Here is a 13,101-nt window from a genome sequence, read left to right as displayed (position 1 = left end):
AGGAGATACAGGACGTGAAAATTGCTGTCGGCGGGAAGGGAGGTGTCGGCAAGACGTTCATAGCAGGCGGTCTTGCGGCGTACTTTGCCGGTTCCGGGCGCCGGGTCATCGCAATCGATGCCGATGCGTCTCCCAACCTCGCGCTTACCCTTGGCCTGTCCGCTGATGAGGCCTCCCGTATTATACCGATAGCGGAAAACAAGGACCTGATCCAGGTGAAGACCGGCACCGGTTACTCCGGTGTATTCCGGCTCACGTTCACGGTCGATGATATCATCGGCAGGTATGCAGTCCCGACACCGGCTGGAGTGAATCTTCTTGTCATGGGCACCGTAAAATCCATGGGAGGGGGGTGCACCTGCCCGGCCCATTCCGTGGTGAAGGCACTGATGCGCCATCTTGTAGTCGAGCGGGACGAGATTGTCATCCTTGATATGGAAGCCGGGATCGAACACGTCGGCCGGGGTACTGCAGAGCATGTTGATACCCTCCTTGTTGTCAGCGACGCAAATAAAAGATCGCTGGATGTTGCAGCCACGATCTGCCGGCTTGCGAAGGAATCGGATATTCCCCGCATAGGCCTGGTGGGAAACCGGGTCTCCGATCCCCGCCATGAGACCGCGATCCGGGATTTTGCCGGAAAGTACGACCTCCCTGTGATTGCACTCATCCCCTTTGACCAGGTGATCGCAGACGCCGGTATCTCCGGTGAACCAATTGAACCATCGTCTTCTGTCGCACTTCAGGCAATCGGGGATCTCGCGCGAAACCTGGAGGGAAATTTCAATGAATGACCTATCCCGATATCCGGCTTTGCAGGACGGAGACTGATGCAGACGATCGTCACCATGGGCCGCGGGGGGACCGGAAAGACCACGTTCGTGGCCCTTATGGCGAAGTACCTGACGGAGCAGGGATCGGTCCCGCTGCTCCTTGTCGATGCCGATCCCGACCAGAACCTTGCGGAGATGGTAGGGGTAGATCTTGAAACTTCCGGAAAAAAGACCATAGCTGAACTGCTGACCGAGACATTCATCGCACGGGGTGGCACGACAATCGGCATTCCCCCGTCACGAAGGATCGAAAACCAGATCTGGGAGCAGGGACTCTATGAAGGAAAAAACTTTGATCTCATCTCGGTCGGCACCAAGTGGGTGGAGGGGTGCTATTGCCTGCCGGATGCTGCACTCAAGAATGCCCTTGCCGCGATCACACGCCAGTACCGCTACATCCTCATCGATTCACCCGGGGGGCTCGAGCACCTCAACCGCAAGATTGCACGCGATGTTGATATCATATTCGACGTGATGGGGCCGTCCAGTAAGTCCTTTGCCCATGTACGGCGGGCTCACCGGGTCATCCAGGAAGTAGGGATAACATTCAGGAGGTTCTACGTCGTCGGGGGGTACGGGTTCCCGGCGGAACTCGCTTCACGGGCTTCGGAGGAGACGGGGCTTCCATTCATCGGGAAGATTGCCGATGACCCTGACCTTGCCCGGCAGGTGCTGCTCGGGAAATCGCTGATGGATACACCAGAGGATTCTCCCGCGTACCGGTCGGTTGCGGGGATCGTGGGGAAGGTGCTCGCGGGAGGATAGGATTTTTCAGGAAAAACACGGGGAGGCTGTCGGGAGAATTGTGGGCCTCTTTTACTTTACGGGATTTGGTCCTCCCCCACTATCGATCTTTGTCAGGGGCTTGAACACGGCTATGAAAATTTTACAAAAATCTTTTCCGGAAATTTTTTCAACATTTTCTGAACCGTTTCTCCCAAAAAATATTTACGATGCTCCCCCTCCCCGCTTCGCGGAACCGACCCTAGCATCAGAGAGGGTCGATTGGAGAAGCCATCAGGCTTCGAACGTTTTGCGCGTCAGGCATCGCAGACAGCTATCAGTTTTTCTCACTCCTTCGTCAAGGCGGCTACCGTGACTTTCAATTTTTTTCATCAAAGAATTGCCCTTTCCGACGTAAGCCCGAGGTCGAAGAACCCTGCGGTTTCTTCTCCATAAGATATGTCCTGACGGACATACCTTCTTCTCCAAAAAAGGGGGTTCTTTTCATTTTGTGGTGTCTTAGCCTGTTTTCAAAGAGATCGGCCCGCCAAACGCTGCTAAATAATCCCCCTGATTCTCCGACGTGAAATTGAGGTTAATGAGTCGAAATAGTCCCCTATTTTCTCGAATTATTGCCTCTCCGGAGGGTCGGGGAGGACGCCGGTCAGGAGGTCTCCGACGGAGAGTGAATGATGGGAGAATGCAGGTCCTCTGGTCGATCTTTTGCATGCATATGCTACTCACCCTCACCGTCGATGCCCGACGGGTCCTCCTCATCATACCAGGAGTGCCAGGGACCTGCAAATCATCCGAAATATAACTGTAGTCGAAGACTACGTCTTCTCCAGCTCTTACCTTCCTTCGGAAAGTAATCGCTTCGTAAAATGCCCTGTTTGGCAAAAGGAGCCCGATTTGAAAGACCGATTTTTCGATAGTCGCACTTTTTAGCGAATTACAGCACACCGGTTTTAAAATAAGCACGCATCTTTATCCTTTTTCCAGATTAAGGGCATTTCAGCCTCTGAAAAACGTCTAATTGTTGCCTTTTGGATGAGCGAGTGCTGCCCGATGGGTAGCAGGAGCTTGAGAAGAAGGCTGGAGGCCTTCTTCGAATGATGATCGAAACGATGATTTTCCCTGCTGGAGCCCGTCCGGGGAAATGGCAGGGGGGATCCGGGGCCCGGGATCCACAGGGCTGCGGTGGGAATTATCGGCATGCGCCTCCGCCCAAAACCAGAAGGCCCGACCATTCAGGAAAAAACGAAGAGGACTACGATTCATCTTCAAAATTTTTTCATGAGACCTTCAACCATCTCCATTTTTCACATTCCAACTTTTGTTTTTCATCGTTGCTCTGAAACCGGACGCTGCCAGAAAAATTTCAAAGAGAGGTACGACTCAGCCTCAAAAATTTTCCAATGCCCTCATCCCCTTTCTTATCGCCAGTACTGATCGATCGACCCAACCCTCAACGACCCCGGGCCTCCTTCAATATCGTGAAGCCCGAAGGGCTGAACGAAGAGAAGAAACCAAAGGCTTACCTGTGGTTTCTTCGATTTCGTGAAGCTCGGCATTGTGGCTTCAATTATTTCGAAAGAGCCGAGCGAATAGAAGATCTTATCGGTGTACCGATGTGATGTTCGATAACCTTATCTGACTCATCCCTCAATGTATAAATGAATCTGCCGTGGTGAATCATGTGAGCAGGAAAGGTGTCAATGTCCAGATAAAGGAATTAAATTCCGATTTTGCACACTTCCGGGATCTCAGTATCACCATCGGTGCCATCTCCCGTGAGAAGTGGGAAGAGCCGATGGGCCCGACCCCGTTTCCCTCTCTTACCACCCTCCGCCCTTGGGACCAGATCCTGCTCCGGAAGTACAAACCTTTCTATCTCCCGTTCTGCGACCTCTGCTGTCTCTGCACCTATGGCAAGTGCGATCTCACCGGCACAAAACGCGGGGCATGCGGTATCTCCATGCCGTCCCAGCAGTCCCGGATGGTCCTGATCACCGCCTGTATCGGGGCTGCCACCCATGTCAGCCATTCACGCGACCTCCTCACGTACGTCATCGAACGCTACGGCAGGGACTGCCCGATCAATGTCGGGGATGTGGGCGTGGAAGTCGAAGCCCCCGTGGTCCGGCTTGTCTGTGGGATAAAGCCCGAGACACTGGGCGACCTTGAACCGGTCCTGGACTATTGTGAGAACCAGGTGACCCAGCTCCTGGCCGTCACCCATACCGGTCAGGAAGGAAACAACCTTGATTTTGAATCAAAAGTCCTCCATGCCGGCATGATCGACCAGGTGGGGATGGAAGTAGCCGACATCGCCCAGATATCGGCACTCGGTTTCCCGAAGGCTGATCCGGAAACCAGCCTTACAGATCTTGGTCTGGGGACGGTCGACATCAAAAAACCGGTGATCCTCGTCATCGGGCACAATGTCCCGCCGGCGACCGGGATCATCGATTACCTGAAAACCAATGACCTCACATCGGACGTGGAAGTGACTGGCATCTGCTGCACAGCGCTCGACGTAGCGCGGTACTCCCCGAAGGCAAAGATCATCGGGCCGATCTCCTGGCAGCTCAGATATATCCGGAGCGGAGTTCCTGACGTCATCGTAATTGACGAACAGTGTGTCCGCACGGATACGCTGAGTGAATCGGCACATATCCGGGCCGCCCTGATTGCGACCAGCGAGAAGAACTGTCTCGGGCTTCCCGACCGCACAACCGATCCCGTTGATGACATTGTCGACGGTTTCGTGAGCGGTGACGTGCCTGGCGCTCTCATCCTCGACCCGGAAAAAGTGGGCGAGGTTGCCGTGAAGACCGCCCGCGCAATCGCACCGCGGCGCGAGAAACAGAAGTCCCTTCCCTCGAAGGAGAACCTGGTGGAACTGGCAAAGAAATGCACCCTGTGCATGCTCTGCCGGAGGGCGTGCCCCAACGACCTGCCGGTTGCGCAGGCCGTGAAGGCAGCGGCCGGGGGGAACCTGTCACTGCTGGACGAGCTGTACGATGACTGTCTCGGGTGCGGGAGGTGCGAGCCTGCCTGCACGCAGAAGATAGCGGTACACAGCCTGATCGTGGCCGCTGCAGAACAGAAGACCCTGAAAGAGACCTACTGCATCCGGGCCGGGAGGGGCGCGATCCGCGACGTCGAGATCCGCAAAGTCGGCGGGCCTATCGTCCTTGGCGAAATTCCCGGCGTGGTTGCATTTGTCGGGTGCGCCAACTACCCGAAAGGTTCCCGGGAAGTTGCGGAGATGTGCATGGAATTTGCAAAACGGCGGTACATTGTCTGCACATCCGGTTGCTCCGCGATGTCGGCGGGGATGTACCGGGACGAGGAAGGAAAGACTGCCTACGAGCGGTATTCCGGATCGTTCGAGGCCGGGGGGATCGTAAACGTCGGATCGTGCGTTGCCAACGCCCATATCGCCGGTGCGGCAATCAAGATCGCGAGCATCTTTGCAAAACGCCCGCTGCGGGGAAATTACGAAGAGATCGCCGATTACGTCCACAACCGTGTCGGGGCTGTCGGGGTCGCATGGGGTGCCATGTCGCAGAAAGCTGCGGCGATCGCTGCAGGGTTCTGGCGGCTGGGAATCCCCGTGGTCGTCGGGCCCCATGGCACGAAGTACCGCCGCATGCTCCTGGGGCGTGCGGACAGGGAGGCCGACTGGTACGTGTACGATGCCCGCAGCGGGGAGAAGGTGTATGGCGGCCCGGTGCCCGAACACCTCTTCTTTGCCGCCGAGACCAAGGAGGAGGCGATGGTGATGATCGCAAAACTGACCATGCGCCCGAACGACACCAGCAGGGGGCGGGCCAACAAGCTGGCCAACTACGTCGACCTCCACAAGCGCCTTGTCGGCGGTATCCCTCCCGACATCCACCAGCTTGTCCGGACCCCGGCCGATATCCCCCTCACCATGAAAGATGAGGTACTGAAAGACCTCCACCGCCACGGGTGGAAGGAGCACCCGATCCCCGACCCGACGCTCCTTCCCCGCATGATCCATACCAGGAAGGAGTGATACCGATGCCGATGAACGAATCCTGGCAGACCGCGGAGATCCCCGGACCGAAAAAGGCATCCCTCATCATCAAGCCTGACATTGCGGACGCGATAATCCTGCGGGCAAAACGCCCGATCATGATCGTAGGCCACGGCATCATCGAATATGAAGTCGAGGGGAAAAAACTGATCGACTGCCTCATCGTACTTGCCCGGAAAGCGAAGATGCCGGTCGTTGTCACTGCCAGCACGAGCAGGGAGTTCACTGCCCGAGGGTTCGAACCCGCTGCCCGGATGCCGGCAGTGGATATCGCCAACCGGCTTACGGACCCTGAATGGAAGGGGCTTGACGGGAAAGAGCATTATGACCTTGCAATTTTTGTCGGGCTACCGTATTCCATGGAATGGACGATCCTCTCCGGCCTGAAGCATTTTGCTCCCGGTGTGAAGACCATGACCCTTGACTGCGTGTACCAGCCGAATGCGAGCTGGTCATTCCCGAACAGCACGATAAAAGACTGGGCCGCAAACCTCAAGGGGATCGTGTCAAACCTCGGTGACTGACCGGAGAACAGATCATGTTTGAGACGATCCCCGTTGAAGTGGGCCTGATCCATGAAGGTGAGCGTGTCAGGAAAAATGATCTGCAGGTCGAGCTGGGCGGCCCGTCGGAGAAAGAGAAGTTCGAGATAGTCCGGGTACGCCAGCCGGAAGAGATCGAGGATGGCGCAATCCGTATCATCGGCCCCGATATCAGCGGGATGGAAGAAGGTAAGCACTACCCGATCGGTATCCTCGTCGAGATTGCCGGAAAAAAGGTCGAGCCCGACCTTGAAGGCGTGGTTGAACGCAGGATCCACGAGTACAGCAACTATATCGAAGGGTTCATGCACCTCAACCAGCGGTACGATATCTGGATCCGGCTCTCGAAAAAATCCTTTAAGAAAGGGCTGGACTCGTTCCGGTTTATCGGGCAGGTCATGCACGAGCTCTTCAGGAACGAGCTCCCCATCATCGAAAAAATCCAGATCAGCTTTATCACGGACCCGGAGAAGATCAAACCTCTCTACGAGGAAGCACTCAGGACCTACGAAGCCCGGGACGCCCGTGCACGGGGGCTCTCGGATCAGGACGTGGACACGTTTTACGGGTGTGCACTCTGCCAGTCGTTTGCCCCGACCCATGTCTGTGTCATCACCCCCCAGCGGTACGCGAACTGCGGGGCGATCAGCTGGTTCGACGGGAGGGCTGCTGCCGGCATCGACCCGAAAGGGCCGATCTATGCCATCGAGAAAGGGGAATGCTTGGACCCGGACAAAGGCGAATATACCGGTGTCAATGAGAGTGCCCGGAAGCGGTCGATGGGTGAAGTGAGCCGGATCTACCTTTACTCGGCGTTCGGGTACCCGCATACATCCTGCGGGTGTTTTGAAGGGATCGCTTTTTACATACCGGAGGTCGACGGTTTTGGCATCGTCCTTCGCGGTTTTGGCGCGCTGACGGTAAACGGGCTTGCGTTCTCAACGATGGCGGACTCCACGGCCGGGGGGCGGCAGGTCGAGGGTTTCCACGGTATTTCGATAGAGTATATGCGATCAAAAAAATTCATGCACGCAGACGGCGGTTACGACCGCGTGGTCTGGATGCCGCATGAGACCCGCGAACGGCTCAAAGAGTTCATTCCTGAAGAGGTGTATGAGGCTATTGCCACGGAGAAAGATGTGGCAACCGTCGCAGAACTGAAAACATTCCTGCAGGAACACCACCACCCGGTCGTACAACGATGGGTTGCCGTCCCGGAACCTGAGAGCGGCCCTGTCCGCCAGATGACGGTCATTTCCGGAGCGGACATTCCCCTTACTTCGGGTGGTTTCAGGATCATCCTCAAGAATGCTAGGATCACCGCAGAGAGCGTAATCATCCAGCCTATCAGGCCGCCACATCCATCTGGAGGCGAGCACAGTGCCGAAAAAAAATACTAGACCTGCCCTTGATGCAGAGCAGCTCCTCTCACTTGCCCCTCAGCTCCGGGATCTGCTGAAAGGTGTGCACCAGGTGGAACTGAAAAATTTTTCCATGGAGATCGGGAATCTTGAACTCTTCATCCCCACCTCAGGTTTTGCATCCCCGGCCAACCCTGTCCATTCCGCCGGCCTGTACATACCGGAAAAACCCTCCGAACTGATCAGGGAGTCCTATGCTCCGGCCAGTTTTGAATTTCCCGGCAGGATCCGTGAAGTGACCCTTGGCGCGACGCGGTCCGGGGGAGGGACCCGGGGGAAGTCAATCACCATCGGGGGTGCACAGGCACCTGCCTATTCTGATCGTATCCACCTCCCGGTCCACCCGCCGGCGATCTCACTTGATGTCTTTGACATGAACATCTCCCTGCCAAAGGTCCTGCGCGAGAATGTCTCGGAGGTCATGGAAGACCCCGCTGAATGGGCACGTATGAACGTCAAAAAGTACGGCGCTGACGTGGTGACTATTCACCTCATGAGTACGGATCCCCTGTTCCGCGATGCGTCCCCTCGTTCGGCAGCAAAGACCGTAGAGGAAGTGCTCCAGGCCGTTGACGTGCCTGTCATCGTCGGGGGTTGCGGTGACCCGAAAAAAGATGCCGAGGTCTTTCTGGAGGTAGCCGAGATGGCTGCTGGCGAGCGCCTCCTCCTCAACTCGGTGACCCTCGACATGGTGGAATCAAAGACACTGGACCGGGTCGCCACTGCAGCACGGGACCACGGGCATCTCCTCCTTGCATTCACGGGCCTTGACCTGAACAATGCCAAGGAACTCAACCGCCGCCTGTACGAGTATATTCCTCCCGAACAGATTGTCATGGACCTGACGACCGTGGCGCTGGGCTACGGTCTCGAGTACTCGTTCACTATTCATGAACGTGCGCGGTATGCCGCACTTATGGGAGATCCGGAACTGGCACACCCGGTGATATCGGCCGCAACCAATGCATGGGCGGCACGGGAAGCCTGGATGAAGATGCCGCCGATGTACGGGCCACGGGAACTGAGGGGGCCGGTCTGGGAAACGATCAATGCCCTGACCCTGCTGCTGGCGGGAACCGACCTGTTCATGATGATGCACCCCGCAGCAGTACTGACGCTCAGGGATGTTATTCACCGTCTGGGCACGCCGGGGACCGGGCATGCCGAACAGATAGCCGGCTGGGCCGGGGTGCGGCTATGAACGTGACGGATCCTGCCCCGGAAAAGAAGCAGAGAAAGGGGATCAAAGAGATCAGCCCGATCGATGTCTACAAGCTCCTCCCGAAGACAAACTGCGGGGAATGCGGGGAAGCCAACTGCATGGCTTTTGCCACCCGGCTTGTCAATGGCGAACTGGTCCTTTCCGGCTGCCTCCCCCTCCACTCTGTCGAGTACCACGATGCCTTCGGGGAACTTTCCCGTCTCATGGCGCCCCCGGTCCGTACTGTCACCCTGGGTACCGGTGACCATAGCATCAGCATCGGTGGAAAATATGTGCTCCAGCGCCATGACTTCACGTACCATAATCCTGCACCAATCGCCATCGATGTCAACGATCACATGCCCGAGGCGGAACTTCTCGAGCGGGTCAGGCAGATTGAAGCCTTCTCCTACAATTACATAGGCAGGACACTGGTACTGAACGCGATTGCCATCCGTTCGGTCTCCGGGGATCCCGTGATTTTCGGGGCTGCAGTAAAAAAAGTGGCTGCGGCCAGTCACCTGCCGTTCATACTCTGCTCGCTCGATCCAGCAGTGATGGAGGCCGGCCTCCGGGAGGCCGCGGACCGCCGCCCGCTCATCTACGCTGCCACTGACAAGAACTGGAAACTGATGGCTGATCTGGCCCTTGCCCACAATGCTCCCCTTGCGGTCTTTGCGCCGGGCGATCTCGGTCTCCTCCGGACGCTCGCCAGAACCCTCATGGCCTGTGGTGTCCATGACCTGGTCCTTGACCCCGGAACATTTACCGAAGACGGGCTGTCCGACACCATTGCGAATTTTACTACAATCAGGGCAGCTGCCACAAAAAATTTTGATGAGCTGTTCGGCTTTCCGATCCTTGGCGTCCCGCTCACCGTCTGGACCGGGGAAGAGCTCTCAGAGGACGTGCTCAAATGGCGTGAGGCGACTACCGCGTCCATGCTCCTCTCCCGGTATGCGGACCTGCTCATCATGCACAGTCTTGACGGATGGGTCCTCCTCCCCCAGCTGATCTGGCGTTTCAGCCTTTACACGGACCCGCGAAAGCCGGTCTCGGTCGAAGCAGGAGTAAAGACGTTCGGCAGGCCTGACGATACCTCGCCGGTCCTGATCACGACAAATTATGCTCTCACGTATTTCACCGTGGAATCCGATATCAAGGCCGCCAACCTGGACTGCTATCTCATTGTCGTTGATACCGGAGGGCTCAGTGTCGAGAGTGCCGTTGCCGGGAGGTATTTTACTGCCGATTCGGTACAGAATTCCCTGAAGACCTATGATGTAGCGTCCCTCGTCAGCCATAAGATTCTCATCATACCGGGTCTTGCGGCACGGCTGAGCGGGGAGACTGAAGAATCGACCGGCTGGAGGATCCTTGTCGGCCCCAAGGACTCGTCGGGGATCTCCCAGTTCCTCAGGGACCACTGGCCTCCTGCAGAGTAGCATGAATTTTCGCGGCAAAACGATATCCGCTTCCGGGTCTGCATCCGCAGCCTGCCGGTACGGCTTACGGCAATTCAAGGTAAGGCAATTCAATGGCTGAAATGTACCGTGTCGTTTTCCACCCCCTGAGCAGGATAGTTTCCGTACCTCCTGGTTCGACAGTCCTTGAAGCCATCCGGAACGCTGAGATCCAGTTCGAGAGTATCTGCGGCGGTAAAGGAGAATGCAACAAGTGCAAAGTCATTCTCCTGCAGGGCTCGTGTGATGCCGGCACGCCGGAGAGCACCCGGGGCCTGACTGCCGATGAGATAGCCCGGAACTACTGTCGAGCCTGCCAGACGCACATCACCGGAAACTGCGAGTTTATCATCCCGGTTGAGAGCCGGATCGATGCACCAAAAATTCTCCAGAACCATGCTGAAATCACCTCCGGGTTGTACCCCCTGGTAACAAAACACCGGCTAGCAGTGCCCGGGAATCATCATCATTCGCACGGGCCCCGTTCCCTGAAACTCGAAGGGTATTCCGGCACCCGCCCGCACATGACGCGCGAACAGATGGGCCGGCTGGCGGTTTCGGAGGGAGGGCAGGTCACGGTCGTTGTTACCCGGTCGAACGGGTACCCGGAGGTTCTGGGAATCGAGACAGGAAACACCTCAGCCGAAAATTACGGTATCGCCCTTGACCTTGGGACAACAACGGTTGCCGGGGTTCTTGTCGATTGTGCAACCGGCCGGACCTGCAGCCAGGCATCATCCCTGAACCGTCAGATCACCTATGGCGAGGAGTTGCTCACCCGGATCGCTTTTGCAAAAAAACCCGGCGGGAAAGAAAAACTCCGGGCTGCGGCCGTTGAGAGTATCAATGCGGTCATCGGGCAGCTCCTCTCGTCTGCCGGGGTGAGCGGGGATTCTGTCTATGACCTCTGCATAGGCAGCAATACGGTTATGAACTACCTTCTCTTTGGCCGCGATACGGCAGCCCTTGAGATCGCGAATGCTGATATCTCCCGGAGCCCCTTCCTTGCCCGGGCACAGGACCTCGGGCTCCGGGTAAATCCACTGGCGTATGTGTACTGTCTTCCCAACGTCAGCCGGTTTGTTGGCGGGGATGCCGTGGGAGATGTCATTGCATCGGGGGTGCACCTGTCTCCCGACCTCTCCCTGATGATAGACCTTGGTACAAACGGCGAAGTTGTTCTCGGCAACAGAGACTGGCTGGCTTCTGTCTCATGTGCATCCGGGCCTGCTTTCGAAGGTGCCGGGATCACCTCAGGTATGCGGGCGATGCGGGGAGCGATCGATCATATCGGTATCGACCCTGCCACGTTCAGGGTTTCATGGACAACGATCGGAAATGAGCTTCCCCGGGGGATCTGCGGATCGGGAATCATCGATGCAGCGGCTGCGATGGTGCCCTCGGGTATCGTGGATTTCACCGGCAGGCTTGTGGAGGAGAAGCCTGGCGTGCGCCGTGGTAAGGAAGGTCTCGAATATGTCCTTGTTCCCGGCGAAGAGACAGCAACCGGCCGGGATATCGTGATCACGAAGCAGGACCTTGCCTACCTTATGGACTCAAAAGCCGCAGCATGCGGGGCGATCGGGGTCCTCTTAAAAAAATACCGTATCCCGGTGAGGAGTGTCCGCAATGTGTACTTTGCCGGGGCATTCGGTGCCTATGCAGATCGGAACAAAATTGTGACCTTCGGGATAACCCCCGATTTTCCCAATGCAGAATTCCATGCTATCGGGAATGGTTCCCTCACGGGTGCACGTGCCACCCTGCTGTCCGGGAAAAAACGGCAGGAAGCGATGGATGTTGCGAAGAAGATGGTGTATATCGACCTGCTGGTCGATGCGGATTTTATTGAGGAGTACGCGTCGGCGATCTACATTCCCGGCAAACCTGAATATTTCCCCCGCTGACGGTCATTCGAAGAGCCAGCCGAGGTCCTGAAGTTCTTCAATCTGCGCCAGCTGGACGTTGATATCGGTTTTTTTTGGGATCTCCAGTTTTGCGACGATCTTGTTCGAACCGCCGAACGTATCCAGCGTTGCGCCAAGTGCCACGAGGTCCCGGAGGATCTCGTCCTGCATCTTCTTGCGGTCCCCCTCACCCAGTTCCGCTATGAGCTGGAACTCCGGGTGCTTCAGTATTGCCGTCTTGTTGATGGTGACACCGCTCTGGCTTTCGAGAACGGCATCGAATGCCTCGCGCCGCATTCGCTGGTTCTCCATGTGGGAATAGATGCGGTACCCGCTCTTGATGGAAGAGGCGATCCCGTCGATCTTGGCAACCACCTGCTCCACGATGGTCTCGGGCTGATCCTGTGCATGGGTGATGGCAAAGAGGTGGAAGTCATCAGAATAGATCCACTGGATCTCGGTCGTGTTCGCCTTTTTGTAGATCTGTTCGGTGACGACCCAGTCCCCCCGCCGGAGCGTGAATCCCAGGATCCGGAAGTCAGGTCTCTTTTTTGCGATCACCGGGTAGACCTGGAGATCATCGATAAGGGATACGTTCTTGTCCCGGTATTCGGTGATGACGAGTTCGAAATAGCGGGTCTTCGGGTGAGGGGGTTTGAGGATAACACTGTCGTAGACCTTCCATTTGTATTCCATGACCTGCTGGATCTCGATCTCATCCCCGACATCGATAAGGTACGAATGGCCGATGTGGTGCCTGTCAACCTTCTGGTATTCATGATACACCACATCGATCATGGGATGTCTCGTTAATGCCGTTGTCTCGTAAAAGAACCCTTACGACGATAAATTTCCGGGAAAATTTTCCTTTTCGGGGCTGCTTAATATATATTTTCCTATGCATTTATTTGAGTCCTTTGGTCTGGGTTTCCTCCGTTGGCA

General features: G+C 56.5%; 9 protein-coding genes. 8 read left to right on the top strand and 1 reads right to left on the bottom strand.

What is annotated here, in order from left to right:
* The first annotated feature begins 14 nt into the window (after positions 1–14).
* The 8 genes from ABSB80_RS06735 to ABSB80_RS06700 all read left to right on the top strand — a co-directional run bounded on the left by ABSB80_RS06735 (position 15) and on the right by ABSB80_RS06700 (position 12,159).
* On the top strand, positions 15–794 hold the full coding sequence (locus tag ABSB80_RS06735) for an ATP-binding protein (RefSeq protein ID WP_428369439.1): 780 nt from the start codon (positions 15–17) through the stop codon (positions 792–794).
* A gap of 36 nt (positions 795–830) precedes the next feature.
* On the top strand, positions 831–1,598 hold the full coding sequence (locus ABSB80_RS06730) for an ATP-binding protein (RefSeq protein WP_428369437.1): 768 nt from the start codon (positions 831–833) through the stop codon (positions 1,596–1,598).
* Positions 1,599–3,255: 1,657 nt separating this feature from the next.
* Positions 3,256–5,604 carry a CO dehydrogenase/acetyl-CoA synthase complex subunit alpha gene (gene cdhA / locus ABSB80_RS06725; RefSeq protein WP_428369435.1) on the top strand — a complete coding sequence of 783 codons (2,349 nt, stop codon included), beginning with the start codon at positions 3,256–3,258 and terminating at the stop codon, positions 5,602–5,604.
* A gap of 5 nt (positions 5,605–5,609) precedes the next feature.
* Positions 5,610–6,149 carry a CO dehydrogenase/acetyl-CoA synthase complex subunit epsilon gene (cdhB, locus tag ABSB80_RS06720; protein WP_428369433.1) on the top strand — a complete coding sequence of 180 codons (540 nt, stop codon included), beginning with the start codon at positions 5,610–5,612 and terminating at the stop codon, positions 6,147–6,149.
* A 14-nt stretch (positions 6,150–6,163) separates the two neighbouring features.
* Positions 6,164–7,567: a CO dehydrogenase/CO-methylating acetyl-CoA synthase complex subunit beta gene (gene cdhC, locus ABSB80_RS06715; RefSeq protein ID WP_428369431.1), complete on the top strand. Its 1,404-nt coding sequence runs from the start codon at positions 6,164–6,166 to the stop codon at positions 7,565–7,567.
* Positions 7,548–8,789, top strand: a complete 1,242-nt coding sequence (gene cdhD / locus ABSB80_RS06710; protein ID WP_428369429.1) for a CO dehydrogenase/acetyl-CoA synthase subunit delta — start codon at positions 7,548–7,550, stop codon at positions 8,787–8,789. The genes cdhC and cdhD overlap by 20 nt, the downstream gene beginning before the upstream one ends.
* The gene (acsC, locus tag ABSB80_RS06705; RefSeq protein WP_428369427.1) at positions 8,786–10,234 is read left to right on the top strand and encodes an acetyl-CoA decarbonylase/synthase complex subunit gamma; all 1,449 of its coding nucleotides are present in this window, start codon (positions 8,786–8,788) and stop codon (positions 10,232–10,234) included. Before cdhD ends, acsC begins: the two co-directional genes overlap by 4 nt.
* Positions 10,235–10,326: 92 nt before the next feature.
* A complete protein-coding gene (locus ABSB80_RS06700; protein WP_428369425.1) occupies positions 10,327–12,159 on the top strand; it encodes an ASKHA domain-containing protein in 1,833 nt (610 codons plus the stop codon).
* Positions 12,160–12,162: 3 nt separating this feature from the next.
* Here ABSB80_RS06700 and ABSB80_RS06695 read toward each other — a convergent pair whose 3' ends face one another.
* Entirely contained in the window at positions 12,163–12,957 is a 795-nt protein-coding gene (locus tag ABSB80_RS06695) for a hypothetical protein (protein ID WP_428369423.1), read from the bottom strand.
* Positions 12,958–13,101 lie beyond the last annotated feature (144 nt).

The organism is Methanoregula sp., assembly GCF_050010295.1.
GTDB lineage: Archaea > Halobacteriota > Methanomicrobia > Methanomicrobiales > Methanospirillaceae > Methanoregula.
Note: the sequence above shows the minus strand (reverse complement) of the source record. Positions and strands in the feature narration are given on the sequence as shown.